Origin of the sequence: Kitasatospora sp. NPDC018058, assembly GCF_044327205.1 — a bacterium.
In the GTDB taxonomy this organism is placed as follows: Bacteria; Actinomycetota; Actinomycetes; order Streptomycetales; family Streptomycetaceae; genus Kitasatospora.
In genome coordinates this window covers 227,648-254,188 of sequence record NZ_JBIRFA010000004.1, presented here as the reverse complement: position 1 = coordinate 254,188, position 26,541 = coordinate 227,648, and the positions used below count along the sequence as shown (strand labels likewise).

The 26,541-nt window shown below is 71.6% G+C and carries 25 protein-coding genes and 1 pseudogene; 14 read left to right on the top strand and 12 right to left on the bottom strand.

Translation table 11 applies throughout. The features are described 5' to 3' along the window. Position 1: 1 nt before the first annotated feature. The 3 genes from ACH4E7_RS07935 (at position 2) to ACH4E7_RS07925 (ending at position 3,186) form a co-directional block, all read left to right on the top strand. The gene (locus tag ACH4E7_RS07935; RefSeq protein WP_396248124.1) at positions 2–1,054 is read left to right on the top strand and encodes a Rieske 2Fe-2S domain-containing protein; all 1,053 of its coding nucleotides are present in this window, start codon (positions 2–4) and stop codon (positions 1,052–1,054) included. After that, entirely contained in the window at positions 1,051–2,712 is a 1,662-nt protein-coding gene (locus ACH4E7_RS07930; RefSeq protein ID WP_396248123.1) for a cytochrome bc complex cytochrome b subunit, read from the top strand. Before ACH4E7_RS07935 ends, ACH4E7_RS07930 begins: the two co-directional genes overlap by 4 nt. Positions 2,713–2,814: 102 nt before the next feature. Beyond that, positions 2,815–3,186 carry a GntR family transcriptional regulator gene (locus tag ACH4E7_RS07925; RefSeq protein WP_396248122.1) on the top strand — a complete coding sequence of 124 codons (372 nt, stop codon included), beginning with the start codon at positions 2,815–2,817 and terminating at the stop codon, positions 3,184–3,186. Between the two features lie 201 nt (positions 3,187–3,387). Here ACH4E7_RS07925 and ACH4E7_RS07920 read toward each other — a convergent pair whose 3' ends face one another. From ACH4E7_RS07920 to coxB, 4 genes are all read right to left on the bottom strand, one after another. Beyond that, complete coding sequence (locus tag ACH4E7_RS07920) at positions 3,388–4,641, bottom strand: Ig-like domain-containing protein (RefSeq protein WP_396248121.1); 1,254 nt, start codon at positions 4,639–4,641, stop codon at positions 3,388–3,390. Positions 4,642–4,817: 176 nt separating this feature from the next. Further along, positions 4,818–5,234 (bottom strand): cytochrome c oxidase subunit 4, encoded by a 417-nt coding sequence (locus tag ACH4E7_RS07915; RefSeq protein ID WP_355673330.1) that lies wholly within the window; start codon positions 5,232–5,234, stop codon positions 4,818–4,820. Continuing rightward, on the bottom strand, positions 5,234–7,009 hold the full coding sequence (ctaD, locus tag ACH4E7_RS07910) for a cytochrome c oxidase subunit I (RefSeq protein WP_396248120.1): 1,776 nt from the start codon (positions 7,007–7,009) through the stop codon (positions 5,234–5,236). Before ctaD ends, ACH4E7_RS07915 begins: the two co-directional genes overlap by 1 nt. Then, a complete protein-coding gene (coxB, locus tag ACH4E7_RS07905) occupies positions 7,006–7,860 on the bottom strand; it encodes a cytochrome c oxidase subunit II (protein WP_355673328.1) in 855 nt (284 codons plus the stop codon). The genes ctaD and coxB overlap by 4 nt, the downstream gene beginning before the upstream one ends. Before the next feature lie 352 nt (positions 7,861–8,212). Here coxB and ACH4E7_RS07900 point away from each other — a divergent pair, with 352 nt between their 5' ends. Then, positions 8,213–9,772, top strand: a complete 1,560-nt coding sequence (locus ACH4E7_RS07900; protein WP_396248119.1) for a cysteine desulfurase/sulfurtransferase TusA family protein — start codon at positions 8,213–8,215, stop codon at positions 9,770–9,772. Between the two features lie 10 nt (positions 9,773–9,782). On the opposite strand, the gene ACH4E7_RS07895 is transcribed toward ACH4E7_RS07900, so the two are convergent. Then, the gene (locus ACH4E7_RS07895; protein WP_396248118.1) at positions 9,783–10,760 is read right to left on the bottom strand and encodes a carbohydrate kinase family protein; all 978 of its coding nucleotides are present in this window, start codon (positions 10,758–10,760) and stop codon (positions 9,783–9,785) included. A 275-nt stretch (positions 10,761–11,035) separates the two neighbouring features. Here ACH4E7_RS07895 and ACH4E7_RS07890 point away from each other — a divergent pair, with 275 nt between their 5' ends. Further along, the gene (locus ACH4E7_RS07890; protein WP_396248117.1) at positions 11,036–11,245 is read left to right on the top strand and encodes a hypothetical protein; all 210 of its coding nucleotides are present in this window, start codon (positions 11,036–11,038) and stop codon (positions 11,243–11,245) included. A 92-nt stretch (positions 11,246–11,337) separates the two neighbouring features. Further along, positions 11,338–12,030 carry a hypothetical protein gene (locus tag ACH4E7_RS07885; protein WP_396248116.1) on the top strand — a complete coding sequence of 231 codons (693 nt, stop codon included), beginning with the start codon at positions 11,338–11,340 and terminating at the stop codon, positions 12,028–12,030. A gap of 133 nt (positions 12,031–12,163) precedes the next feature. Here ACH4E7_RS07885 and erpA read toward each other — a convergent pair whose 3' ends face one another. Next, the gene (erpA, locus tag ACH4E7_RS07880) at positions 12,164–12,517 is read right to left on the bottom strand and encodes an iron-sulfur cluster insertion protein ErpA (protein WP_355673323.1); all 354 of its coding nucleotides are present in this window, start codon (positions 12,515–12,517) and stop codon (positions 12,164–12,166) included. 246 nt (positions 12,518–12,763) lie between these two features. On the opposite strand from erpA, the gene ACH4E7_RS07875 reads away from it, so the two are divergent. After that, complete coding sequence (locus ACH4E7_RS07875; protein ID WP_396248115.1) at positions 12,764–13,624, top strand: GNAT family N-acetyltransferase; 861 nt, start codon at positions 12,764–12,766, stop codon at positions 13,622–13,624. Positions 13,625–13,697: 73 nt separating this feature from the next. On the opposite strand, the gene ACH4E7_RS07870 is transcribed toward ACH4E7_RS07875, so the two are convergent. From ACH4E7_RS07870 to ACH4E7_RS07860, 3 genes are all read right to left on the bottom strand, one after another. Continuing rightward, on the bottom strand, positions 13,698–15,080 hold the full coding sequence (locus tag ACH4E7_RS07870; RefSeq protein ID WP_396248114.1) for a pyridoxal phosphate-dependent decarboxylase family protein: 1,383 nt from the start codon (positions 15,078–15,080) through the stop codon (positions 13,698–13,700). Positions 15,081–15,289: 209 nt separating this feature from the next. After that, positions 15,290–15,754 carry an Lrp/AsnC family transcriptional regulator gene (locus ACH4E7_RS07865; protein WP_355673320.1) on the bottom strand — a complete coding sequence of 155 codons (465 nt, stop codon included), beginning with the start codon at positions 15,752–15,754 and terminating at the stop codon, positions 15,290–15,292. Positions 15,755–15,905: 151 nt separating this feature from the next. Continuing rightward, on the bottom strand, positions 15,906–16,829 hold the full coding sequence (locus ACH4E7_RS07860; RefSeq protein WP_396248113.1) for an NADP-dependent oxidoreductase: 924 nt from the start codon (positions 16,827–16,829) through the stop codon (positions 15,906–15,908). Between the two features lie 221 nt (positions 16,830–17,050). Here ACH4E7_RS07860 and nadA point away from each other — a divergent pair, with 221 nt between their 5' ends. Continuing rightward, positions 17,051–18,235 (top strand): quinolinate synthase NadA, encoded by a 1,185-nt coding sequence (nadA, locus tag ACH4E7_RS07855; protein ID WP_396248112.1) that lies wholly within the window; start codon positions 17,051–17,053, stop codon positions 18,233–18,235. 260 nt (positions 18,236–18,495) lie between these two features. On the opposite strand, the gene ACH4E7_RS07850 is transcribed toward nadA, so the two are convergent. Next, positions 18,496–18,795: a hypothetical protein gene (locus ACH4E7_RS07850; protein ID WP_355673317.1), complete on the bottom strand. Its 300-nt coding sequence runs from the start codon at positions 18,793–18,795 to the stop codon at positions 18,496–18,498. Positions 18,796–18,832: 37 nt separating this feature from the next. Continuing rightward, positions 18,833–19,642, bottom strand: coding sequence for a PspA/IM30 family protein (locus ACH4E7_RS07845; RefSeq protein WP_355673316.1), 810 nt, complete (start codon positions 19,640–19,642; stop codon positions 18,833–18,835). Between the two features lie 300 nt (positions 19,643–19,942). Here ACH4E7_RS07845 and ACH4E7_RS07840 point away from each other — a divergent pair, with 300 nt between their 5' ends. Then, a complete protein-coding gene (locus ACH4E7_RS07840) occupies positions 19,943–20,542 on the top strand; it encodes a DUF3043 domain-containing protein (RefSeq protein ID WP_396248111.1) in 600 nt (199 codons plus the stop codon). Between the two features lie 158 nt (positions 20,543–20,700). Then, entirely contained in the window at positions 20,701–21,441 is a 741-nt protein-coding gene (locus ACH4E7_RS07835; protein WP_396248231.1) for a class I SAM-dependent methyltransferase, read from the top strand. Positions 21,442–21,461: 20 nt separating this feature from the next. On the opposite strand, the gene ACH4E7_RS07830 is transcribed toward ACH4E7_RS07835, so the two are convergent. Then, positions 21,462–21,662: a hypothetical protein gene (locus ACH4E7_RS07830; protein ID WP_396248110.1), complete on the bottom strand. Its 201-nt coding sequence runs from the start codon at positions 21,660–21,662 to the stop codon at positions 21,462–21,464. 125 nt (positions 21,663–21,787) lie between these two features. On the opposite strand from ACH4E7_RS07830, the pseudogene cobU reads away from it, so the two are divergent. The 4 genes and pseudogenes from cobU to ACH4E7_RS07810 all read left to right on the top strand — a co-directional run. Then, positions 21,788–22,336, top strand: a pseudogene (gene cobU / locus ACH4E7_RS07825) (bifunctional adenosylcobinamide kinase/adenosylcobinamide-phosphate guanylyltransferase); the annotation flags it as partial. A gap of 28 nt (positions 22,337–22,364) precedes the next feature. Further along, positions 22,365–23,480 (top strand): nicotinate-nucleotide--dimethylbenzimidazole phosphoribosyltransferase, encoded by a 1,116-nt coding sequence (locus tag ACH4E7_RS07820; protein ID WP_396248109.1) that lies wholly within the window; start codon positions 22,365–22,367, stop codon positions 23,478–23,480. A gap of 127 nt (positions 23,481–23,607) precedes the next feature. Beyond that, positions 23,608–24,399 carry an adenosylcobinamide-GDP ribazoletransferase gene (locus ACH4E7_RS07815; RefSeq protein ID WP_396248108.1) on the top strand — a complete coding sequence of 264 codons (792 nt, stop codon included), beginning with the start codon at positions 23,608–23,610 and terminating at the stop codon, positions 24,397–24,399. 257 nt (positions 24,400–24,656) lie between these two features. Next, positions 24,657–26,162, top strand: a complete 1,506-nt coding sequence (locus ACH4E7_RS07810; protein ID WP_396248107.1) for a leucyl aminopeptidase — start codon at positions 24,657–24,659, stop codon at positions 26,160–26,162. Positions 26,163–26,541: the final 379 nt, after the last annotated feature.

The following is a 26,541-nucleotide window of genomic DNA, read 5'->3' as shown; positions in this document are numbered from 1 at the left end:
CATGTCAGAAGAGAAGCTCCCGGAGTCGCACGGCTCCGCCGGCGAGGTCGCCGACCACGGCAACCCCTTCGCCGACCCGGGCCTGCCGGCCCACGAGCCCCGTCGCACCGACATCGACGAGCGGGCCGCCAAGCGCGCCGAGCGCCAGGTCTCGCTGATGTTCGTGGTCTCGATGATCGCCACCGTCGGCTTCATCGCCTCGTACGTGGCCATCGACCCGGACAAGATCGTCTACATCTTCCCGCTCGGGAAGGTCAGCGCGCTGAACTTCGCGCTCGGTATGACCCTGGGCGTCGCCCTGTTCATGATCGGCGCGGGCGCGGTCCACTGGGCCCGCACCCTGATGTCGGACGTCGAGATGCCGTCCGAGCGCCACCCGATCGAGGCCTCCGACGAGGTTCGCGCGGACGTCATCGAGCAGTTCAAGACCGGTGCCGCCGAGTCCGGTTTCGGTCGCCGCAAGATGCTCCGCAACACCCTCATCGGCTCGATGGCGCTGGTCCCGCTCTCCGGTGTGGTCCTGCTCCGCGACCTCGGCCCGCTGCCCGAGAAGAAGCTGCAGGAGACGGGCTGGAAGGAGGCGACCCCGGCCAAGCCGCTGGCACTCATCAACATGAACACCAACCAGCCGATGAGGCCCGAGGACATCGCCGTCGGCTCGCTGACCTTCGCCATGCCGGAGGGTCTGACCACCCACAGCGAGGACTTCCAGCAGCAGATCGCCAAGGACGCCCTGATGCTGGTGCGCATCGCGCCGGAGGACATCAAGGACGACAAGTCCAAGGAGCTGGGCTTCGAGGGCATCCTCGCCTACTCCAAGATCTGCACCCACGTCGGCTGCCCGATCAGCCTCTACGAGCAGCAGACCCACCACGCGCTCTGCCCCTGCCACCAGTCGACCTTCGACCTGGCGGACGGCGCGCGCGTCATCTTCGGCCCGGCCGGCCACCCGCTGCCGCAGCTGAAGATCACCACTGACGAAAAGGGCAACCTGGTCGCCACCGGCGACTTCGAGAAGCCTGTCGGCCCGAGCTACTGGGAGCGTGCTCGATGAGTAGCGCGAGCAGCACCACGACCGGTGCCGCCAAGCCCTCCAGCACGCGTGCCAATCCCGCCAACAAGTGGGAAGCCGCGGCTGACTGGACGGACGGTCGGCTGGGGATCTACTCCCTCGCCAAGGCCAACCTGCGGAAGATCTTCCCGGACCACTGGTCCTTCATGCTGGGCGAGATCTGCCTCTACTCGTTCGTCATCATCATCCTGACCGGCGTCTACCTGACGCTGTTCTTCAAGCCCTCGATGGGCGAGGTCATCTACAACGGCTCGTACGTCCCGCTCAAGGGCATCTCGATGTCCGAGGCGTACGCGTCGACCCTCGACATCAGCTTCGAGGTCCGCGGCGGTCTGCTGATCCGTCAGATCCACCACTGGGCCGCCCTGGTCTTCGTGGCCGCGATGCTCGTGCACATGATGCGCGTGTTCTTCACCGGCGCGTTCCGCAAGCCGCGTGAGATCAACTGGGTCTTCGGCTTCCTGCTGCTGGTCCTGGGCATGTTCGACGGCTTCTTCGGCTACTCGCTGCCGGACGACCTGCTGTCGGGTACCGGTATCCGCTTCATGGAAGGCGCGATCCTCGCCACGCCGCTGGTCGGCAGCTACCTCCAGATGTTCCTGTTCGGGGGCGAGTTCCCCGGCCACGACATCGTGCCGCGGTTCTTCACCATCCACGTGCTGCTGATCCCGGGCATCATGCTCGGCCTGCTGGTGGCGCACCTGATCCTGGTCTTCTACCACAAGCACACCCAGTGGGGCGGCCCGGGCAAGACCGAGAAGAACGTCGTCGGCATGCCGCTGATGCCGGTCTACATGGCCAAGGCCGGTGGCTTCTTCTTCCTGGTGTTCGGCATCATCGCCGCCATCTCGGCGGTCGCCTCGATCAACCCGATCTGGGCCTACGGCCCGTACCGTCCGGACCAGGTGTCCACCGACGCCCAGCCCGACTGGTACATGGGCTTCTCCGAGGGTCTGGTCCGCGTCATGCCGGGCTGGGAGATCAACCTCTGGGGCCACACCCTGAACCTGGGTGTGTTCCTCCCGGTGATGGTGATCTTCCCGCTGGTCCTGGTCGCGATCGCGGTCTACCCGTTCATCGAGGGCTGGATCACCGGCGACAAGCGCGAGCACCACATCCTGGACCGCCCGCGCAACGCCCCGGTCCGCACCGCGCTGGGTGCCGCCTGGATCAGCCTGTACCTGGTGCTGCTGGTCGGTGGTGGCAACGACCTGTTCGCCACCCACCTGCACCTGTCGATCAACTCGATCACCTACTTCGTCCGCGTCGGCTTCTTCGTGGTCCCGGTCATCACCTTCATCGTCACCAAGCGCTGGTGCCTCGGCCTGCAGCGCCGTGACAAGGAGAAGGTGCTGCACGGCCGCGAGACGGGTGTCATCAAGCGCCTGCCGCACGGTGAGTTCGTCGAGGTCCACGCCCAGCTGCCGCAGAAGGACCTGCACAGGCTCACGGCGCACGAGCAGATCCAGCCGGTCGAGCTGCCGGCCCAGACGGACGAGAACGGTGTGGCCCGCAAGGCCGGCGCCCTCACCCGCACCCGGGCCAAGCTCTCCCGCGGCTTCTACGGCGAGGGCAGCCAGATCCCCAAGCCGACCGCCGAGGAGCACCACGAGATCACCAGCGGCCACGGCCACCACTGATCCCGTACGCACCCCCGCGTCACCCCGAGGGCCGCTGACCAGAGTTCGTCTGGTCGGCGGCCCTCGGGCTTTCCCGTACCCGCACCGCTTCCAGGAGCCCCCGTGCAGCTGTCCGTCGACCCCGCCGCCGCCACCCCCCCGTACGAGCAGATCCGCGCCCAGATCGCCGAGCAGGCCCGCACCGGCGAGCTGCCGACCGGGCTGCGGCTGCCGACCGTGCGGGCGCTGGCCGAGGAGCTGGGACTGGCCACCGGGACGGTGGCCCGGGCGTACCGGGAACTGGAGGCGGACGGCGTGGTGGAGACCCACGGCCGCCGCGGCACCCTGATCGCCGCCACCGGGGACACCGCCCACCGGCTCGCCGCCGTGGCCGCGGGCGAGTACGCCGAGCGGGCGAGCCGCCTGGGCCTGTCCCGCCAGGACGCCCTGGCGGCCGTGGTCACCGCGCTGGGGCTGGCCTACCCCGAGGCCTGAGCGGGGCCCGGAGCCGGAGCCGCCCCCGAGCCGAAGGGCGCGCCGCTGCCGAAGGCGAGGAGCGACGAGCGAGATGGGGGTCCCCCTGGCCGAAGGCCGGGGGAGAGCGCCGGAGCCTGGGGGCACCTCCCAGCCGCCGGGCTGGGGGAGAACGTCGGCAGCGGGTCGGAGCGCCTGGCGGCGAGCGGGGGAGCAACAGCCTCAGACCTCCGGCCGTACCATCCCCGAGGCATGGGCCTGGGAGTCCGGTGCGGTGGTGCTGAGGGGCTGCCCGAGGGCGCTGTGCTTGACCCAGTCCGCCCAGGAGACGTTCCAGTCACCGAAGCCGTTGCCGAAGGGCTCCATCCTGGAGCCGCGGCTGTTGACCACCGTCACCAGGTCCCCCACCCGGGTGTTGTCGTAGAACCAGTGGGCGTTCTCGGTGCTCATGCCGGTGCACCCGTGGCTGACGTTCTCGATGCCCTGGGAGCTGACCGACCAGGGCGCCGCGTGGACGTACTCGCCGCTCCAGGTCACCCGGGTGGCCCACTGGACGTTCAGGTCGTAGGAATCCGAGCCGCCGGCCGCGATGCCGATCGTCTCGCCGTTCATCCGGACCGAGCGCTCCTGGCTGAGCACCACCTTGATGCCGTTGCGGGTGTCGAAGCCGGGCTTGCCGGTGGTGACCGGGATGGTCCGGATCGCCTCGCCGTCGCGCTTGAGGGTGAGCTCGTGGGCGGCGGCGTCGACCACCGTCTCGACCCGCGCGCCGATCCGCAGCCGCAGCGAGCTGCGGTCGCCGCCGTAGAGGCCGTCCGCTATCCGGCTGCCGGTGTCGTCGAAGGCCAGGGTGACGGCCGTCCCGGCCGGCCAGTACTCCTCCGGGCGGAAGTGCAGGTTCTTGTCGTCCACCCAGTACCAGGCGCCCGTGACGGCGGGCTGGGAGGTCACCGTCAGGGCCCGTTCGACCTCCTGGCGGGCCTGCGGGTCCTTCACCGCCTCGGAGAGCTGGACGGTGAGCGGCTGGCCTACGCCGTAGACGCCGCTGCCGGAGGAGTCCGGGCCGAGCTTCGCGGTGAGCACCCGCTGGGCGGTCAGGGTTCTGAAGTCGGCGGTGGTGTCGCCGCGGCCGTTCCTGCCGTTGTCGGCGGAGATCCGGACGGTGTACGCGGTGTCGGCCTTCAGCCGGCCGGTGGTCTGCCAGCTGCGCTGGTCGTCGGCGAGCTTGCCGGCCACCACCCGGCCGTCCGGGCCGACCACGGTGACATCGGTCAGCCGGCTGCCCTCCACGGCCGTCACGGTGACCGGCTGGGACGGGTCGACCTTGCCCTTGGCCGAGAGGTGGACGAGCCGCGCCGCGTCGATCCGGTGGGGTCTGGACTCGTCCTCGCCGGACGAGCAGGCGGCCAGTGGGGCCAGTACTGCCAGGGTCAGTGAGATGCCGCCGATACCCACGATTCCACGCCTGTCGGCCATGACCGCCTCCGAGGTTTCGCACAATTCGCACGATTGATCAGATCGTAGGAACGACCCGGATCGAACGACATCCGAGCGCCCCTCCGTTCACCCGGGTGAGTGAGGCGGTCACTCCCGCGACGCAGCAGGGCCGGTCCCCCGTGCGGGGGACCGGCCCTGTCGGCAGAATCGGAACCTTACTGGTTCTGGTTCTCACCGCGGTAGAACTCGAAGACCCATCCGAAGATGCCGATCAGGATGATCGGGGCGGCCCAGAACATCAGCCACCAGCCGAAGATCACGCCCAGGAAGGCGAGCGCGCCACCGAGCGCCAGCGAGAGCGGCTGCCAGCTGTGCGGGGCGAAGAAGCCCAGCTCGCCGGCGTCGTCCGCGACCTCGGCCTCGGGGTTGTCACCCGCGCCGCTGTCCACCCGGCGGGCGGTGAAGGCGAGGTAGTACCCGATGAAGGCGCAGAGGGCGAAGGCCAGGAACAGCGCCGTGGTACCGGCGGCCTCCAGACCCGGGCCCGAGTTGTTCGTCCACAGGCCGTAGGTGATGGCCATGGCCAGCACGAAGACCGACAGGCCGAGGAAGATCTTTCCCTGTTCCTTCATCAGGCGTCGCCCTCCTTCTTGCCCTTGCCCAGCTGCGGGGCGTCGTACTTCGCCGGGGTCACACCGGCGAGGTGCTTGGCCGGCTCACCGTGGTTCTCCAGGTAGTCCAGCGCGGCGATCTCCGGGTGGTGGAGGTCGAAGGCCGGGGATTCGGAGCGGATCCGGGGCAGGGTGAGGAAGTTGTGCCGCGGCGGCGGGCAGGAGGTCGCCCACTCCAGCGAGCGGCCGAAGCCCCACGGGTCGTCCGTGGTGACCTTCTCGCCGTACTTGGCGGTCTTCCAGACGTTGTAGAGGAACGGCAGGATCGACAGGCCGAGCACGAAGGAGCCGATGGTCGAGACGGTGTTCAGGGTGGTGAAGCCGTCCGAGGCCAGGTAGTCGGCGTAGCGGCGGGGCATGCCCTCCGCGCCGAGCCAGTGCTGCACCAGGAAGGTGGTGTGGAAGCCGAAGAACAGCGTCCAGAAGGTGATCTTGCCGAGGCGCTCGTCCAGCATCTTGCCGGTCATCTTCGGCCACCAGAAGTGGAAGCCGGCGAACATCGCGAAGACGACGGTGCCGAAGACCACGTAGTGGAAGTGGGCGACGACGAAGTACGAGTCCGAGACGTGGAAGTCGATCGGCGGCGAGGCCAGCAGGACACCGGTCAGACCACCGAAGAGGAAGGTGACCAGGAAGCCGACCGTCCACAGCATCGGCGTCTCGAAGCTCAGCGAGCCCTTCCACATGGTGCCGACCCAGTTGAAGAACTTCACACCGGTCGGGACCGCGATCAGGAAGGTCATGAACGAGAAGAACGGCAGCAGTACCTGTCCGGTGACGTACATGTGGTGCGCCCACACCGTCACGGACAGACCGGCGATCGCGATGGTGGCCGCGATCAGACCGGAGTAACCGAACATCGGCTTGCGGCTGAAGACCGGGATGATCTCCGACACGATGCCGAAGAACGGCAGCGCGATGATGTACACCTCGGGGTGGCCGAAGAACCAGAACAGGTGCTGCCACAGCATCGCCCCGCCGTTGGCCGGGTCGAAGACGTGGGCGCCGAACTTGCGGTCGGCCTCCAGGGCGAACAGCGCGGCGGCCAGCACCGGGAAGGCAAGCAGGACCAGCACCGAGGTCAGCAGGACGTTCCAGACGAAGATCGACATCCGGAACATCGTCATGCCCGGAGCGCGCATGCAGATGATCGTGGTGATGAAGTTGACCGCACCGAGGATCGTGCCGAAGCCGGAGAAGGCCAGACCCATGATCCACATGTCACCGCCGACGCCGGGCGAGTGCACCGCGTCCGACAGCGGGGAGTAGGCGAACCAACCGAAGTCGGCGGCGCCGTTCGGGGTCACGAAGCCCGCCACCGCGATGGTCGAACCGAAGAGGTACAGCCAGTAGGCGAACATGTTCAGACGCGGGAAGGCCACGTCCGGGGCGCCGATCTGCAGCGGCATGATCCAGTTCGCGAAACCCGCGAACAGCGGCGTCGCGAACATCAGCAGCATGATCGTGCCGTGCATCGTGAACGCCTGGTTGAACTGCTCGTTCGACAGGATCTGGGTCCCGGGACGAGCCAGCTCGGCACGCATGACCAGGGCGAGGATGCCACCGATCAGGAAGAAGGCGAACGACGTGCCCAGGTACAGGGTGCCGATCGTCTTGTGGTCAGTGGTGGTCAACCACTTAATGATGGTCGAACCCGGCTTCCGGGTCCGCTGCGCCCCGACCGTGACGGCCTCGGCGCCCCCGCCGGCCGCGGCGGGCTCGTTGAGGATGGTCACTTCTCTTCACTTCCCATGGTGATGAGGCCGGAAGGCACAGCACCGTTCTGGCCCTTGGCGCGAAGCTCGGCCAGGTGCTTGTCGTAGTCGGCGCGGTCGACGACCTTGACGTTGAACAGCATGCGCGAGTGGTCGACGCCGCAGAGCTCGGCACACTTGCCCATGTACTCGCCCTTGACGGTCGGAGTGACCTCGAACTTGTTCACCACGCCCGGCACGACGTCCATCTTCATCATGAAGTTGACGGGCCAGAAGTCGTGGATGACGTCACGAGAGGTGAGCCGGAACTGCACCGTCTCGTTGACCGGAAGCCAGAGCGTCGGAGCGTCCTTGGGCGTACCGACCTCGTACGCGGCGTCCTTGTTGGCCGGGTCGGGGGTCTCGGTGTTCTCGTAGTTGAACGCCCAGCTCCACTGGAAGCCCACCACGTTGACGTAGTGCTGCGGCTTCGCGGAGACCGACGTCAGCTTCGCCTCGTCGCGGGCGACGAAGTAGAAGAGGACCGAGACGATGATGATGGGGACCGCGGTGTAGAGCGCCTCGATGGGCACGTTGTACCGGGTCTGCGGAGGGATCTCCACACCGGTGCGCTTGCGCCGGTGGAAGATCACGCTCCAGATGATCAGACCCCACATCAGTACGCCGACCACCAGCGCCGCGATCCAGGAGCCCTGCCACATCTGGAGGACCATGGGTCCTTCCTTCGTGACCGGGCTCGGGAGGCCAAGCCTGGGGAGGTCGTTGGCCGAGCAGCCGGTGGCGGTCGCGATGACGAGGCCCAGTGCCAGCGCCTGAGGCAGCTTCCGCCGCATCGTGCGCCGCGGCGAGCGGTCGGAGCCGTTGGGACTCACGTAGCGCCTTCCCGAAGTCTCGCCCGCCTTCGCGTCGCACCGAAGGCGGATTGTGAGCCTCCCCGGCGACCCGTCCACGGGCACGGTTTGAATGCTTATGCGGGCCAAACCCTACTCCAGCCTTATGCGCTCCTGACGGGCAGCCCCCGGTAACGCGCCGCCCGGTCGCCCGATCAGGCCCGGCAGCGGCTGCATCGCAGGTCATCGTAGGCATTCGAGGTCCTTACCCCCGATCGGGGGATGACCTCGAACAACGTGAGTGACGGCCCGTCGGTCGCGGACGAAGCGGACATTCGGGGTGATCGACTGACGGCCGGTGAGCCATGCGAACGACGCAGGGACACTCCCAGGTGTGTCGTTAAATGTGACCGTGTACTTCGACGTGGCTTCGACGGCCCCTCTGCACCCCGTCGCGCGGCAGGCCCTGACCGCCGCCCTGGACGAGGGCTGGGCCGATCCGGCCCGGCTGTACCGCTCCGGCCGGCAGGCCCGGATGCTGCTGGACGCCGCCCGCGAGACGGTGGCCGCCGTCCTGGGCGCGCGGCCGGACGAGATCGCCTTCACCGCGAGCGGGACGCAGGCCGTCCAACTCGGCCTGCTGGGCGCCCTGACCGGGAACCGGCGGCGCGGCGGGCACCTGGTGCACTCCGCGGTGGAGCACTCCAGCGTGCTGCACGTCGCCGAGCGATGGGGGTACCCCCGGCCGGAGGCTGGGGGATCGGCGGGCGGGGGCGAGGTCTCGGTGGTCCCGGTGGACCGCGCCGGCCGGGTCGACCCGCAGGCCTTCGGCGCCCTGCTGCGCCCGGACACCGCACTGGCCGCGCTGCAGAGCGCCAACCACGAGGTGGGCACCGTCCAGCCGGTCGGCGAGGTCGCCGCGCTGTGCGCCGAGGCCGGGGTCCCGCTGCTGGTGGACGCGGCGCAGAGCGTCGGGCGGGTGGACGTCCCGGCGGGCTGGTCGCTGCTGACCGCGAGCGCGCACAAGTGGGGCGGGCCGCCCGGTGTCGGGATCCTTGCCGTGCGCAAGGGGGTCCGGTACTCCTCGCCGCTGCCGGCCGACGAACGCGAGGGCGGCCGGGTGCCCGGCTACGTCAACGTCCCGGCGATCGTGGCCGCGGCCGCCTCGCTGCGCGCCGTACGGGCCGAGGCCGAGCGGGAGAACGCCCGGCTGCACGAGCTGGTGGAGCGGATCCGGGCCCGGGTACCGCAGCTGGTCCCCGAGGTCGAGGTGGTCGGCGACCCGGTGCGGCGACTGCCGCACATCGTCACCTTCTCCTGCATGTACGTGGACGGCGAGGTGCTGCTCACCGAGCTGGACCGGGCGGGCTTCGCGGTCTCCTCCGGCTCCTCCTGCACCTCCTCCACCCTGACGCCGAGCCATGTGCTGGTCGCGATGGGGGTGCTCACCGAGGGCAACGTCCGGGTCTCGCTGCCGTACGGGACGGCCGAGGCGGACGTGGAGCGCTTCCTCACCGTGCTGCCGGACCTGGTGGCGGGCGTCCGGGCCCCGCTCGGGCTGGACCTGCCCGCGCCGAAGCCGGTGACCGGGGCTGCGCCCCGAGCCGAAGGACGCGCCGGTGCCGAGAGCGATGAGCGACGAGCGACCGACGAAGGAGGCAGTGCCGGAGCGAAGAGCGTCGGCACCGGGCCGGAGCGCCCGGGGGCGGGCGGGCGGATCACGGTCGTCGACGCGCTGGGCAAGCGGTGCCCGCTGCCGGTGATCGAGCTGGCGAAGCGGATCGGCGAGGTGCCCGTGGGCGGCACCGTCGCCGTACTGGCGGACGACGAGGCGGCCCGGCTGGACATTCCGGCCTGGTGCGAGATGCGCGGGCACGAGTACGCGGGTGAGGCCCCGGCCGCCGACTTCGGCGGTGACCGGGGCTCGGCCTATCTCGTCCTGCGTCGCTCCTGAGGGAGCGGGACTACTTGACCAGGTGCGCGCGGACCTCCGCGGCGGCCTCGGCACCGTAGTTCTCCTCGAAGCGCTGCAGGAAGGCGCTCGGGCGCAGCTCGTACTCCTGGGTGCCGACGGTCTCGATCACCAGGGTGGCGAGCATGCAGCCGACCTGGGCGGCGCGCTCCAGGTCCAGCTGCCAGGACAGGCCGGTCAGGAAGCCGGCCCGGAAGGCGTCGCCGACGCCGGTCGGGTCGACCTTGGCCTCCTCCTGGGCGCAGCCGACCAGGATCGGGGCCTCGCCCTTGCGGTCGATCCGGACGCCCTTGCTGCCCAGGGTGGTGATCCGGGTGCCGACGCGGGTGAGCAGCTCCTCGGCGCCCCAGCCGGTCTTGTTCTCGATCAGCGCGGCCTCGTACTCGTTGGTGAACAGGTACGCGGCGCCGTCCACCAGCTCGCGGATGTCGTCGCCGTCCAGGCGGGCCAGCTGCTGGGACGGGTCGGCGGCGAAGGCGTAGTCGCGGGTGCGGCACTCCTGGGTGTGGCGGACCATGCCCTGCGGGTCGTCGGCGCCGATCAGGACGAGGTCGAGGCCGCCGACGCGGTCGGCGATCGGCTTGAGCTCGATGTTGCGGGCCTCGGCCATGGCGCCGGTGTAGAACGAGGCGATCTGGTTGTGGTCCTCGTCCGTGGTGCACATGAAGCGGGCCGTGTGCCGGGTCTCGGAGATGTGGACGGACTCGCAGTCCACGTTGTTGCGCTCCAGCCAGCTGCGGTACTCGGCGAAGTCCGCACCGGCGGCGCCGACCAGGATCGGCCGCAGCCCGAGGACGCCCATGCCGAAGGCGATGTTCGGCGCGACCCCCCCGCGGCGGATGTCCAGGGCGTCGACCAGGAACGACAGCGACACGGTGTGCAGCTGCTCGGCGACGAGCTGGTCGGCGAACCGACCGGGGAACGTCATCAGGTGGTCGGTGGCGATCGAGCCGGCGACGGCGATACGCACGGGGGTCTCCTCAAGATGGCAACAATGCCAGCGGGCGGGGTCGGATGAACCCACCCACGGTACCGGGCCCGCACCCTGCGGCAGCAAGAGCTCCGCTCAAGCCGTCCCCCACCGGCCATGGTGGCACCCCTTGCCCTCGAACGTGTACTACCTCCGGGTAGCACTGGTGGGTGTGCGGAGACCGGGCCTAGGGTCGGACTCAGGGGCCCGGCCGGACCGGGCGGGCCCGTCGACCGTGGCAGTGCCGCCGCGGCTCCTGATCGGAGCGATGCCCGATGATGCCCAAGCACTCCCCGCCGTCCACCCGCCGGGCCGACACCGACGGCGAGACCCTCGACGCGCTGGTGAGCTCCTCCCGGCGGCTGCGCCGGTTCTGGCCGCTGCCGGCGGCGGCCCCGGAGCCGGCCGTCCCCGCCCCCGTCGGCGTCCGGGTCCCGTCCGGGGCGCAGCGCCTGGTCGCCGGAATGGCCGAGTACGGAATCTGATCCGTCCCGGAACCGGATCCGACCGGGGCACGTCACATCCGCGCGGAGCGGCCGAGGAGGCGGCGCCGCTGAGCCCTCGGGAGGATGTGCAGATGGATCTGGAGACGATGCCCCGGCGCGGTCGGCGCGTGGCGGCCCTGGCGGCCGTGGCGCTGGCGGCGATGGTGACGGTGGCCGGGTGCAACGGGGACGGCAAGAGCTCGGCGGACTCGGCCGGCGCGTCCGCCACCGCGAGCGCCTCGGCCTCGGCGAGCGCCGCCCCGCAGGCCCCGACGCCCTCCGGCACCCCGGCCGCGACGGCGTCCGGCACACCGGGCCAGCCGAGCCAGGTGCCGCCGACCGGCGGGGCCGCCACCCCGGCCTCGCCCGCCCCGGGGCAGCCGTCGGGCGCGGCCACTCCCCCGGGCAACGCGATCGCCCCGGGCGAGCCCAACCCGGCCGGCACCGGGGCCGGTCCGGCGGTGCGTCCGCCGATCGCCTACCGGGCGGACGGTGGCAACAAGCTGACCGTCTACTTCTTCGGCGGGGTCTGCACCCAGTACGCGCTGAAGGCGGACGAGTCGCAGGCGGGCACGGTGGCCGTCGAGGTCGTGCCCGGCCCGCCGACCGTCCAGCCGGGCCATGTCTGCACCGCGCTGGCCAAGCGCCAGGCGGTCTCCGCCGATCTGCGCTCGCCGCTGACCGGGCGGACGGTGGTCGACAGGACCAGCGGCCAGGAGGTGCCGCTGGAGGGCGACCCGCACGCCGGCCCGGACCCGGTGACCCCGGACGGCGCGGCCCAGTAGAGCCCGTCTCTCGGGTTTCGGCGGAGCCGGCACGGACCCACGCGACAGGCCCCCGCCGTGGAAACGCGTGAGGCGGCCCCGGGGAGATCCCCGGGGCCGCCTCACTGCTTGCGGGCTTGGCCGCGCTTCAGGCTTAGCTGAAGGAGTCGCCGCAGGCGCAGGAGCCGGTGGCGTTCGGGTTGTCGATCGTGAAGCCCTGCTTCTCGATGGTGTCGACGAAGTCGACGGTGGCGCCGCCCAGGTACGGGGCGCTCATGCGGTCGGTGACGACCTTGACGCCGTTGAAGTCCTTCACCACGTCGCCGTCGAGCGAGCGCTCGTCGAAGAACAGCTGGTAACGCAGGCCGGAGCAGCCACCGGGCTGGACGGCGACGCGCAGCGCGAGGTCGTCGCGGCCTTCCTGCTCCAACAGGGCCTTGACCTTAGCCGCGGCGGCATCGGTGAGGAGGATGCCACTCTCGACGGTGGTCTCGTCCTGGACGGTCATCTGCTTTCTCCCGGTCTTGACGACGGTCTACCGCCAGTGCCAACCAACGGCCGTCCGGTTTCATTTCCCGGACGGCGATGGATTTCCTCGGCCTGTTTCGACGGCAGATCTTCCGTGGGCCGGGTCTGCACCCGTGTCCCCTGCACTCCCCATGCTCGCACAACCGGGGAGCGCAGGTCACCGCCCATGTCATGGATCCGGGTGAACCGGCCCCGCGGCCGCCCGTCGGACGCCAGGATGATCGGCATGATCATTCGCCAGGTCAGGGACACCGCAGAGGACGCGGAGGTCGTTCAGGAACTGTCCTCCGCCGCTTTCGCCGAGCCGACCGCCGCTCCGGCGCCGCCCGAGCCGACACCGCTGCAGTTGGCCCGGACCCGGCACCTGGCGAGCACCGATCCCGGGGGCTGCTGGCTGGCGGAGAGCGACGGGCAGGCGGTCGGGGTGGTGCTGTCGATGCGCCGCGAGGGCCTGTGGACGCCCTCGCTGTTCGCGGTCCGCCCGTCCGCCCGGGGCAAGGGGGTCGGGCGGCTGCTGCTGGAACGGGCGACGGCGCACGCGCGGGGCTGCCTGCGCGGGATGGTCTGTGCCTCCTCCTCCCCCGCGGCGGCCCGCCGCTACCGGCTGGCCGGGTTCACCCTGCACCCGGCGATGCGGCTGACCGGGCGGGTGGACCGGCAGGGGCTGATCGACCCGGGGGACATCCCGGTGCACCGCGGCAACATCACCCACCTGCACCTGCTGGACTCGGTGGACCGGCGGCTGCGCGGGTCCGCGCACGGCCCGGACCACGAGCTGATGCTCGGGCACTTCGAGGAGCTGCTGATCGCCGACGCCCTGGCCGGCAGCGGCTACTGCTACCGCGACGGCGGCACGGTGCGACTGCTGGCCGCCACCAGCAAGCGGATCGCCGCCCGGCTGCTGCGTGAGGCGCTGGCCCGGGTGCCGGACGGGGTCGAGGCGCGGGTGGACTACCTGACCGCCGAGCAGGAGTGGGCCCTGGACGTCGGGCTGGAGGTCGGACTGACGCCGCGGACCAGGGGATTCGTCGGGGTGCGCGGGATGCGGCCGCCGAGCCCGTACCTGCCGAACGGGGCGTTCCTGTAGCCGGGCCCCGGGGCCGGCGCACGCGTACGGCCCCACCGGGCGAGCCGGTGGGGCCGTACGGGCGGAGCATCGGTCAGGCCATGGTGTCCAGGATCTCCCGGACCATCTCCATGGTCGTGCCCGGGTGCAGGAAGGCGAAACGGGCGACCGTCTCGCCGTCCCAACCGGTCGGGGTGACGAAGCCGATCTGGTCCGCGAGCAGCTGCTGCGACCAGCGGTAGTAGTCGTCGTTGGTCCAGCCCTTGCGCTTGAAGCAGACGGCCGAGAGCTGGGGGTCGAACAACAGCTCCAGGTGCTCGGTCTCGCGGATCAGCTGGGCGGTGTCCCGGGCGAGCTCGAGACCGGTCTCGATGGCGTCGGTGTAGGCCTGGACGCCGTGGACGGCCAGCGAGAACCAGAGCGGCAGACCGCGGGCGCGCCGGGTCAGGTGGTAGGCGTAGTCGGTGGGGTTCCACTCGTCGCCCTCGGTGTGCAGGACGTCCAGGTAGGAGGCGTCCTGGGTGTGCACGGCGCGGGCCAGCTGCGGGTTGCGGTAGATCAGCGCGGCGCAGTCGAAGGGGGCGAACAGCCACTTGTGCGGGTCGACCACGAAGGAGTCGGCGTGCTCGATGCCGTCGTAGCGCTCGCGCACCGAGGGGGCGAACAGGCCCGCGCCGCCGTAGGCGCCGTCCACGTGGAACCACAGGTCCCGCTCGCGGGCGACCTCGGCCAGGCCCTTGAGGTCGTCGACGATGCCCTCATTGGTGGTGCCGGCGGTGCCGACGACGGCGATCACCGTTTCCGGGTTCGGGTCGGCGGCCAGGGCGGCGCGCAGCGCTTCGCCGGTGAACCGCCGGTTCACGGTCGGGACCTTGAAGGCCTCGACGCCGATGATGTTGAAGGTGTTCTTGACCGAGGAGTGGACCTGGTCGGCGACGGCTATCCGCAGCCGCGTCTCCGGACCGCTGTGACGACCGTCATCGGCGAGCCGACGGCGGGCGGTGTCGCGGGCGACGACCAGGGCGGACAGGTTGCCCGCCGAGCCGCCGGAGACGAAGCAGCCGCCGGCCGTCTGGGGCAGGCCCGCGCGGTCGGCTATCAGGCGCAGCACCTGGTTCTCGGCGGCGATCGCGCCGGCCGCCTCCAGCCAGGAGATGCCCTGCAGCGAGGCGCAGGAGACCACCATGTCGAACAGCAGCGCGGCCTTGGTCGGGGCGCACGGGATGAAGGACAGGTAGCGCGGGCTGTCGGCGGAGATCACCGCGCGGGACAGCTCGTGGTCGTAGAGCTTGAGCACGTCGGCCGGGTTGTTGCCGTCCTGGTTGAGCAGGCCGGCCAGCTGGGCGCGCAGGTGCTCGCCGTCACCGGGGTGGTCGAGCGGGACCGGGTCGTACTGCAGCCGCTCCCGCATGTAGTCGAAAACCAGGTCGACCAGTTCGTTGTCGGGCCGGTGCATGCGGTCGGGTGCTGCGGACACGGCTGTCCCTCTCGGCTGTGGGGTGTCGGGGGGATCCGGCCCGCGGGACGCCTCACCGCGCTGACCGGACGTGATCAGCGTAGGCAGTGGGGGTGCTTCGCCGCGCGTCGGAACGCGGCTGGTCAGGCAGGTTTCGAGCGTCTTCGGACGGGTCCGCGCAGGATTCCTGCGTACCCGCTTCCCGGGCGCCGACGGGCCTGGGGCGGGCCCTAGCCGATCAGCTGGGAGAGGACCACCGAGGAGCGGCTGCGCTGGACACCGGGCTCGCGCCGGATGCGCTCGATGACGGCCTCCAGATGGCGCATGTCGGCGGCCCGGAGGTGGACCAGGGCGTCCGGGTCGCCGGTGACCGTCCAGGCGGCGATCACCTCGGGGAACTGGCGCAGGCTGGCGAGGATCTCCTCGGGGGCGGTGCGCTCGCGGCAGTAGACCTCGACGAAGGCCTCGGTCTGCCAGCCGAGCACGGCCGGGTCGAGCACCACGGTGAAGCCCCGCACCACGCCGCGCGCCCGGAGCCGGTCGATCCGGCGGCGCACGGCGGTGGCGGAGAGGTTCACCTGGAGGCCGATCTCGGCGTAGGAGGCGCGGCCGTCGCTGCCGAGCCGGGCGAGGAGCTGCCGGTCGGTCTCGTCCAGGTCCGCCCCGATCACCTCGTGCGCTCGGCTGTTGGTCATCGGTGCGGGGCTCCACGGGTCGTGCGGGGTTCGACGGTGCGTCCCGGCGGCGGCTGGTGCTCGGCCACCATCGCTGCCGAAACGGTTCGCCACCCATTCTGGCGGATGACCTGAACGAGTTCATCGCCGGCGGATGACGCGGAGGAGGACGTCAGTCCACGAGGAGGACGATCTTTCCCCTGGTCCGGCCCTCGGCACTGAGCGCCTGCGCCGAGGCTGCCTGGGCCAGCGGGAAGGTGGAGGCGACGGTGACGGTCAGCCGGCCGTCGTCCGCGAGCGCGGCCAGTTCGGCCAGGTCGGCGGCGTCCGGGCGGACCCAGACGTAGTGGCCGCCGAGGGCCTTCACCCCGAAGTCGATGATCGAGGCGATCCGGCCGGGATCGGCCACCAGCCCGGCCGAGACCTGGACGGCGCCGCGGCCGACCAGGTCGAGCGCCGCGTCCACACCGTCGGGGGCGAGCTCGCGGACCCGCTCGGCCAGGCCCTCGCCGTAGGTGACCGGTTCGGCGCCCAGGCCGCGCAGGTAGTCGTGGTTGCGCTCGCCCGCCGTACCGATCACCCGGGCGCCGCGGGCGCGGGCGATCTGGACGGCCAGGTGGCCCACCCCGCCGGCCGCCGCGTGCACCAGCAGGGTCTCCCCCTCGCGGAGCTCCAACGCCCGCAGGCTCTGCAGCGCGGTGAGCCCGGCCAGCGGCAGGCCGCCGCACTGCGCCCAGTCCAGCGCGGCGGGCCGGCGGGCGAGGGTGCGGACCGGGGCGGAGACCAGTTCGGCGTAGGTGCCGTGCTCGACGGCGTCCTTGCGGACGTAGCCGTAGACCTCGTCGCCGGGGGCGAACTCCGTCACCCCGCCGCCGACGGCACGGACCACGCCCGCCGCGTCCCAGCCCATGACCAACGGGAAGTGGACGTCCAGCACGCCGTCCAGGGCGCCGTCCCGGACCTTCCAGTCCACCGGGTTCACCCCGGCCGCCCGCACCTGCACCAGGACCGAGTCGGGCCCGACCTTGGGATCGGGCAGGTCGGTGTACTCGACCACCTCGGGGCCGCCGTAGCGGTTGATCGCGATTGCCTTCATGGGCTCAGCCATACCCGGCGGCTTCGAAATATCGATTCGGCCACGCCGGACTGCCCCGAATCGGGGTATCCGGCTCCGCCGGGCTTCCTTCTTGGCGAGCGGTTCTCGTCACATCGACAGGATGGACATCGTCACTCTGACGCTAACCGGTTAGAATAGATAGCGTCAGATAGACGAAAAGGCTTCACCGCTTGATCGGCCGCACAGAAGGGCACCCGCCCGTGACCACCACCATCACCGAGACCTACGGCGTCGACCCCACTCCGACGCCGCTCGCTCTGCTGCTGCTCGGCCGGGAGGCCGACCCGAACAGCGAGCGCGGCGTCGAGTGCCCCGGTGACCTCCCCCCGGCCTCCGACCCGGACCTCGTCGAGCGCGCCCGCGCGGCCAAGGCCGCGCTCGGCGAGCGCGTCTTCATCCTCGGGCACCACTACCAGCGTGACGAGGTGATCGAGTTCGCCGACGTCACCGGCGACTCCTTCAAGCTGGCGCGCGACGCGGCGGCCCGCCCCGAGGCCGAGTACATCGTCTTCTGCGGCGTGCACTTCATGGCCGAGTCGGCGGACATCCTCACCAGCGACAGGCAGCAGGTCGTCCTCCCCGACCTCGCGGCCGGCTGCTCGATGGCCGACATGGCCACCGCCGAGCAGGTCGCCGAGTGCTGGGACGTGCTGACCGACGCCGGCATAGCCGACGTGACCGTCCCGGTCTCGTACATGAACTCCTCCGCCGACATCAAGGCCTTCACCGGCAAGCACGGCGGCCTCATCTGCACCTCCTCCAACGCCAAGCGCGCCCTGGAGTGGGCCTTCGAGCAGGGCGAGAAGGTGCTCTTCCTGCCCGACCAGCACCTCGGCCGCAACACCGCGGTGCGGGACATGGGCTTCTCGCTGGACGACTGCGTCGTCTACAACCCGCACAAGCCGAACGGCGGCCTGACCGCCGAGCAGCTGCGGGACGCGAAGATGATCCTCTGGCGCGGCCACTGCTCGGTGCACGGCCGCTTCAGCCTGGACTCGGTGAACGACGTCCGCGAGCGGATCCCCGGCGTGAACGTCCTGGTGCACCCCGAGTGCAAGCACGAGGTCGTCGCGGCCGCCGACATGGTGGGCTCGACCGAGTACATCATCAAGGCCCTGGACGCCGCCGAGCCCGGCTCCAAGTGGGCCATCGGCACCGAGCTGAACCTCGTCCGCCGCCTGGCCAAGGCGCACCCGGACAAGGAGATCGTCTTCCTGGACCGCGCGGTCTGCTTCTGCTCGACCATGAACCGGATCGACCTGCCGCACCTGGTCTGGGCGCTGGAGTCGCTGGTCGACGGCCGGGTCCCGAACGTGATCACGGTCGACCCGGAGACCGAGAAGTACGCCAAGGCGGCGCTGGACCGGATGCTGGCCCTGCCGTAGTCCGGCCCCGGGACCCGCCCGCTCGCCCGGAGGTGAGCGGGCGCGTCCCCGCCCCGAGCCGAAGGGGCGCGCCGGTGCCGAAAGGGAGAAGCGACAAGCGAGATGGGGGTCCCCCGGCCGAAGGCTGGGTGAGAGCGCCGGAGCGCCGACCGTCGGCACCGGGTCCGAGCGCCCCGGAGGCGAGCGGGCGAATAGCAGCGAAGGGCGGGCCCCCTCCTACCGGAGGGGGCCCGCCCTTTCGTCTGGCAGCAGCCGAAGAGCTACTCGTACTCGGGGAACCCCGGGATCACGCCCTCGCCCTCGGACAGCAGCAGTGCGCGGACCTCGCTGATCGTCGCCTCGGAACTCGGCAGGATCAGGTCGGACGGCTCCAGCGCGTCGTCGGGCAGCCGGGTGCCGTACCGCATCACCGCGTCGAGCAGCTTGCCGTAGGCCTGGCGGAAGTTCTCCTCGTCGCCCGACTCCACTGCGGTGAGCAGCTCGTCGTCGAGCTGGTTGAGCAGGTTCAGGTGGTCCTCGCCCACCTCGAACTGCCCCTCACCCATGACCCTCATGATCATGCCGTGCGTCTCCCTGGTTCGTGGGGTCGAGCTCAGATCACTTGTTGTAGTTGATGCGCGGGGTGTCCTGCGGGTGCGCGTCCTGCGGCTGCTGGGCCGGCTTGCCCTGCTCGATCGCGGCCGGACCGGAGGCGGGGCCGCCGGCCAGCTCGGCCTTCATCCGGGCGAGCTCCAGCTCGACGTCGGAGCCGCCGGCCACCCGCTCCAGCTCGGCCTCGATGTCGTCCTTGCGGCCGAGACCGCTGGCGTCGTCGAGCGCGCCGGAGGCCAGCAGCTCGTCGATCGCGCCGGCCCGGGCCTGCATCTGCGCGGTCTTGTCCTCGGCCCGCTGGATGGCCAGGCCGACGTCGCCCATCTCCTCCGAGATGCCGGAGAAGGACTCGGCGATGCGGGTCTGCGCCTGGGCCGCGGTGTAGGTGGCCTTGATGGTCTCCTTCTTGGTGCGGAAGGCGTCCACCTTGGCCTGCAGCCGCTGGGAGGCCAGCGTGAGCTTCTCCTCCTCGGCCTGCAGGGCCTGGTACTGCGTCTCCAGGTCGTTGATCTGGGACTGCATGTTGGCCTTGCGGGTCAGCGCCTCGCGCGCGAGGTCCTCGCGGCCGAGGGACAGCGCCTTGCGGCCCTGGTCCTCGTACTTCGCGGACTGCTGCTGGAGCTGGGTCAGCTGGAGTTCCAGGCGCTTGCGCGAGGTCGCGACGTCCGCGACACCACGCCGTACCTTCTGCAGCAACTCGAGCTGCTTCTGGTAGGAGTAGTCGAGCGTCTCACGCGGATCCTCCGCCCGGTCCAAGGCCTTGTTCGCCTTGGAGCGGAAGATCAGCCCCATACGCTTCATGATTCCGTCGCTCATGGGCCTCGGGTGCCCCCTTCTCCGGCCTGCGGTGTATATCTCGTTACCAGACACGACGAGTGTATGTGCAGCGAGCCCTCCGCCGCAGTGCACCTGCCTGCAACAAGACTGCTACAGCGACCAGCGGCGGTTCCTCATCCCCCGGGTGGATCCGCCTCTCATCCTGCCCATACTCCATCCGATTGATCCCCTACGGGAAGAGTCCGGGAAACCCGGATCGGAGCCCGGACCGGAGGATCGATATGCGTTTGGGTCCGAGGGGACCCGTGGTCGCCGCCGCGCACCCCGTACGCTGGTGGTGTGTTCCGACGCCGTTCAGATGATGCCGCCGCCTCCGCCACCGTGCTGGAGAAGCAGGACGAGACGACCCAGGCCCGCCACCCGCAGGCCAAGAAGGGCCGCCCCACCCCCAAGCGCAGTGAGGCCGAGGCCAACCGGCGCACCCGGGTGACGGTGCCCAAGGACCGCAAGGAGGCCTCCCGCCAGGCGCGCGACCGGATGCGCGTCGAGCGCGAGAAGCAGCGCCGGGCCCTGATGGACGGCGACGAGCGCCACCTGCCGGCCCGCGACAAGGGCCCAGTGCGCAAGTTCGCCCGCGACTACGTGGACGCCCGCTGGTCGCTGGCCGAGTTCTTCCTGCCGGCCGCCGTGGTCATCCTGGTGCTGAGCATCGTCAAGGTGCAGGCCCTGCAGCTGCTGTCCACGCTGCTGTTCCTGCTCTTCTTCATCCTGGTGATCCTGGACTTCATCCGCCTCGGCCTCGGCCTGCGCAAGCAGCTGGGCGAGCGCTTCACCGGCGAGAACACCCGCGGCGCGGTCGCCTACGGGATCATGCGCACCCTGCAGATGCGCCGGCTGCGCCTGCCCAAGCCGCAGGTGCGGCGCGGGGAGAAGCCCTGACCGCCGAACCGGTGGACTCCGGCTGGGCCCCGCCGTCCTGGGAGGGGCCCGGCCTGTACGCGCTACCCGGACAGGGGGACGGCGGCCACGACCGACTCGGCCAGGAGCGCCGACTGCCCTCGCGCAGCGGCTCCTTCGCCGGCGGGACCGGCGCCTGGCTGGACCGGCTCGGCGGACTGCGCAACTTCGTCCGCCAGGAGCTCGTCTCCCGCCAGCTCGCCGAGCAGCTGACCGGCCGGACCGCGCAGCGTGTCCTCGACATCGGCTGCGGCCAGGGCACCCAGGCCTTGCGACTGGCCAGGGCCGGCCACTACGTCACCGGGATCGACTCCGATCCGGTCGCGCTCGGCGTCGCCCAGGGGGCGCTGGCCGAGGAGCCGCCCGAGGTGCGCGGCCGGCTGCAGCTGCTCAGCGGTGACGGCCACCAGTGCGGGCGCTGGTTCGGCCCGCGCAGCTTCGACGTGGTGCTCTGCCACGGCGTCCTGATGTACCTGCCCGACCCGGACCCGATGATCGCCTCGCTGGCCCGGCTCCTGGCGCCCGGCGGCCTGCTCTCGCTCCTGGTCCGCAACCGCGACGCGCTCGCGCTGCGGCCCGCCGCCGCCGGGGACTGGCGAGCCGCCCTGCACGCCTTCGAGAGCGACCGGTACTACAACCGGCTCGGACTGGCCGCCCGCGCCGACCGGCTCGCCGACCTGTCCGTCACCCTCTCCGAGGTGTCGGTGCCGCTCCGGCACTGGTACGGCGTGCGGGTCTTCACCGACAACGCGCCCGACGACGCGACCCCGCCGGTGGACGGGCGGCAGCTGGCCCAGCTGCTGGAAGCCGAGTACCGGGCCGGCCGCACCGACCCGTACCGGCAGGTCGCGGCACTGCTGCACGTGGTCGGGGCGAAGTAGCCCGCCCCGACCGGCCGGGGCTACTCCTCGTGCAGGCTCATCGTGTAGACCTGCTGACCGTCCTCCAGCAGGACCGCGGTGTCCACGCCGTCCTCGACGAGCTGCTTCCAGGTCTCCCCGATCCAGGTCTCGGCGTCCCCCTGGCCGGCGAACTCCTCCTGGCCGCCGCTGGGCGTCACCGCGCTGCCGTCCGCCTTCTCGTACCGCCACGTCCAGACCATGCCCGGCTCCTCCCGCTTCCCGCTGCCCGCTTCCTCTGTGGTGCGCACCATAGCCTGCCCGGCCTGATCTTCCGTATGCCTGGTCGGGCAGGATGAGCGGCATGGCGACCCACCTCCCGCTCCCCCGCACGCTGCTGCTCGGCGGCGCGCGCTCCGGCAAGTCCACCCGCGCCGAGCAGCTGCTCGCCGACCGGCCGGACGTCCTGTACGTGGCCACCGGCGGCACCCGGGACGGCGACGCCGAGTGGGCCCAGCGGATCGAGCTGCACCGCGAGCGCCGGCCGGCGAGCTGGCGCACCGCCGAGACCTGCGACCTGGCGGCCGTGCTCGGCGACGCCGACGACCCGGCTCCGGTGCTGATCGACTGCCTGGCGCTGTGGCTGACCGCGGTGATGGACGAGTGCGACGCCTGGGACGACGAGGCCTGGGCGAACGGCGGCGAGGCCGCGGTGCAGCGCCGCTGCGAGGCGCTGGCCTCGGCCTGGGCGGCAACCTCGCGGACGGTCGTCGCGGTGAGCAACGAGGTCGGCATGGGTGTCGTCCCGGCCACCGCCGCGGGCCGACGCTTCCGCGACACCCTGGGCCGGCTCAACATGGCCGTGGCCGACGCCTCGGAGCGTGTGCTGCTGGTCGTGGCGGGACAGGTGGTAACTATCAAGCCAGCCGCAGCCTGAAGACCTTTGGCGTGTAGCCTTCCGGACGATGGACACGACCGTGGATCTCGATACGTTCTCCTCGCTCGTCGAGCGCCCCGACGACAGCGCCCGGCGGGCCGCCGAGGAGCGCTGGCAGGAGGCCGGCCGGCCGCGTGGCGGGCTCGGCAGGCTGGAGGAACTGGGCAGCTGGCTGTCGTCCGTGCAGGGGCACTCCCCGGTGCGGCCGGTGTCGGCGCCCAAGGTGCTGCTGTTCGCCGCCGACCACGGTGTGGCCGCGCTCGGGGTCTCCCGGCTGCCCGCCCAGGGCGGCACCGCGGCGCGGGTGCGGGCCGTGCTCGACGGCACCGCGCCGGTGTCCCGGCTGGCCGCGCGCTACGGCGCCGAGGTGCGGGTGGTCGACGTCGGTGTGGACACCGACGCCGCGGACTTCCCCGACGAGGTGGTCACCCACCGGATCCGGCGCGGCTCCGGCCGGATCGACATCGAGGACGCGCTCACCCCGGAGGAGACCGTACGGGCCTTCCGGGCCGGCATGGCCGTGGCCGACGAGGAGGCCGACTCCGGCACCGACCTGGTGCTGCTCGGCGACCTCGGGGTCGGCGCCACCACGGTGGCCGCCGTGCTGGTCGGCGCGCTGTGCGGGACGGACGCCGCCGCGGTCTGCGGGCGCGGCTCCGGCATCGACGACCGGGTGTGGATGGTCAAGTGCGCCACCATCCGGGACTCGCTGCGGCGGGCCCGGCCGGTGCTCGGCGACCAGATCGCCCTGCTCGGCGCGACCGGCGGGGCCGACTTCGCGGCGGTCACCGGCTTCCTGCTGCAGGCCGCGGTCCGACGGCTGCCGGTGGTGCTGGACGGTGTGGTCTCGGCGGCCTGCGCGTTGGTCGCCCAGCGGATCGCCTTCCGGGCGCCGGAGTGGTGGCGGGCCGGACAGTCCAGCGGCGAGCCGGCCCAGGCGAAGGCGTACGACCGGCTGACCCTGACGCCGCTGCAGGACCAGGGGATCACCATGGGCGAGGGCGTCGGCGCGGTGCTGGCGCTGCCGCTGCTCCAGGCGGCGGGCGACGCGCTCGCGGACGAGGCGCCGAGGCCGTTCGTGCCGGCGGCGCCGAAGGAGCAGCCGAAGCTGCCGTCGGCGGCGGACCTGTTGCGGCGGCTGTAGGGCCCGGCGACCGGGCGTCAGCACTCGGGCGGTGGGCCCCGGCCTTCCGCTTCACGCGGTTCCCCGCGTCCCACTCGGGGCGCGGGGATTTTGCTTGTACGGTGCCGTGCGGTGAGGAGAGGGAGCGATGGCGGACAGCGGTGACCGGGCCGGCTGGGGCGAGGGGCTGCGGTTCGCGTTCGGGACACTGTCGGTGCTGCGGGTGCGGGTGGAGCGCTGGGACCGGGCTGCGGGGGCGCGGGCGATGACGGTGGCTCCGGTGGTCGGGGCGGTGCTGGGCGCCCTCGCGGCCGGGGCCGGGGCGCTGGTCGCCTGGCGCGCGGGCGGGCTGCTCGGGGCGGTGGCGGCGGTGGGGGTGCTCGCCGCGCTGACCCGGGGGCTGCACCTGGACGGTCTGGCGGACGTCGCCGACGGGCTGGGCAGCGGCAGACCGGCCGAGGACGCGCTACGGATCATGAAGCAGTCCGACATCGGCCCGTTCGGCGTGCTGACCCTGGTTCTCGTGCTGCTGGCCCAGGTCGCCGCACTGGCCGGACAGTTCGGACATTCCGTACCGCGCGGCGCGCTGGCGGTGCTCGCCTCGGCGGTGGCCGCCCGGTGCGCGCTCGGCTGGGGCTGTCTGCGGTCGGTGCCGGCCGCCCGCCCGGGCGGGCTCGGGGCGATGGTGGCGAGCACCGTGACGCCCGCCGGGGCCGCCGCCGGGACGGCCCTCGGGGCGCTCGCCCTCGCCGCGACCGGACTGTTCGACGGATGGTCAGCCCTCCGCCTCCCACTGGCCGTTGCGCTCGGCGTCGGTTGCGCCCGACTGCTGCTGGGGCGCTGCGTCCGACGGTTCGGCGGAATCACCGGGGACGTGCTCGGCGCGATGGCCGAGACCGCGGCCACCGGCACGCTGTTCGCCCTGGCGCTGCTCGGCTGACACCGGGCGGCGCGTGATCCCAGCATGCGGACTACCATGCGTGAAGCACCGCAGCCCTGCACCGTGGCAGGTCCTGCTCGCCGGCGCGTATGCGAGGAGCCGGGACCTCTGGTGTGCGCGTCCGCCGGTCGCGGCCGCGCACACCAGGGGGCCCGGATCCGCGTACCCGCGGGCGGACGGCCTGCCACGACGGGCTGCGCCGGTTCGGCAGCCACGCCGCGACCGGCCGTGGACCGCGAAAGAACAGGACGCATTACGTGACTGCATTGTCTGTGAGCACCTCCTCCGCCGCCTCGCTGCGCGCGGACGCCCTGGTGGTCGGCGCCGCGAAGGGCCCGAAGGGCATTGTGCTCGCCCCCGGCGCCGAGGCCGTGAACGAGGCGTTCGACGGCAAGCTGGCCGAGGTCCTCGGCACCCTGGGCGCGACCGGCGCCGAGGGCGAGACCGTCAAGGTGCCCTCCCCCGCCGGCCTGAAGGCCCCGCTCGTGCTCGCGGTCGGCCTCGGCGAGGCCGCCGAGGACGGTTACGCGTCGGAGGCGCTGCGTCGCGCCGCCGGTGTCGCCGCCCGCGCCCTGGCCGGCACCAAGAAGGCCGCGCTGGCCCTGCCGACCGAGTCCGCGGACGACGTCGAGGCGCTCGCGCTGGGCGGTCTGCTCGGCTCGTACGCCTTCAGCACCTACAAGGGCGACGGCAACGGCAAGGAGCCGGTCGGCGAGCTGGTCGTGCTGGCCGCCCGCAAGGGCAGCAAGGACGCCAAGGCCGCCGTGGAGCGCGCCGCCGCGATCGGCGAGGAGATGAACCGGGCCCGCGACCTGGTCAACGCCGCGCCGAACGACCTGAACCCGAAGAGCTTCGCCGCGATCGCCCAGGCGGCCGGCAAGGAGCACGGCCTCAAGGTCGAGGTGCTGGACGAGAAGGCGCTGACCAAGGGCGGCTACGGCGGCCTGCTGGGCGTCGGCGGCGGCTCGGCCAACCCGCCGCGGCTGGTGAAGCTGGCCTACACCCACCCGAAGGCGAAGGCCACGCTGGCCTTCGTCGGCAAGGGCATCACCTACGACTCGGGCGGCATCTCGCTGAAGCCGGCCGGCCACAACGAGACCATGAAGTGCGACATGGCCGGCGCCGCCGCCGTGTTCGCCGCCGTGGTGGCCGCCAAGCGCCTGGGCCTGGTCGTCAACGTCACCGCCTGGCTGGCGCTGGCCGAGAACATGCCGTCCGGCTCCGCCACCCGCCCGGGCGACGTGCTGCGCATGTACGGCGGCAAGACGGTCGAGGTGCTGAACACCGACGCCGAGGGCCGTCTGGTGCTGGCCGACGCGCTCGTGCGGGCCGGCGAGGAGAACCCGGACGTCATCGTCGACGTGGCGACCCTGACCGGCGCCATGGTGCTGGCCCTGGGCACCCGCACCTTCGGCGTGATGTCCAACAACGACGAGCTGCGCGAGAACCTGCACGCCGTCGCGGGCGAGGTCGGCGAGCAGTCGTGGCCGATGCCGCTGCCGGCCGAGCTGCGCAAGGGCTTCACCGAGTCGACCATCGCCGACCTGGCCAACATGGGCGAGCGGATGGGCGGCGGCCTGGTGGCCGGTCTGTTCCTGAAGGAGTTCGTGGCCGAGGGCATCGACTGGGCGCACCTGGACATCGCCGGACCGGCGTTCCACGAGGGCGCGCCGTTCGGCTACACCCCGAAGGGCGGCACCGCGAGCGCGGTGCGCACCCTGGTCCGCTTCGCCGAGCAGACCGCGGCCAACGGCAAGGCCTGATCCTTCCGACCTGAGCCTCCACGGGGGTCCGGCGCACACGCGCCGGGCCCCCGTCGGCGTCCCCGCGCGGGTTACCTGCGAGTAGGCCGCGCCATTCCGGCGCACCTCTGTTCGCCAAGGGCGAAACTTTGTTCCGCAGTGCGGAAGCGGTGACGGCGAACGGCCCGGAAGGCGCCCGTCCGGCGGCCGCCAATACCACGCTGAGCTGCGATGATGCCCTTCTGTCGGGGGTGTTCCCGCCCTGATGACCACTCCGTGGGACACCCCTGGGGTGGACCCGGACATCAGCCACCGCGAACAAGTGCGAAGATGTATTTCCGGCACGACTGGGCGCCCCACAAAGGCTTCCGACCCACCGGACCGCGACCGGCCCGGCGAC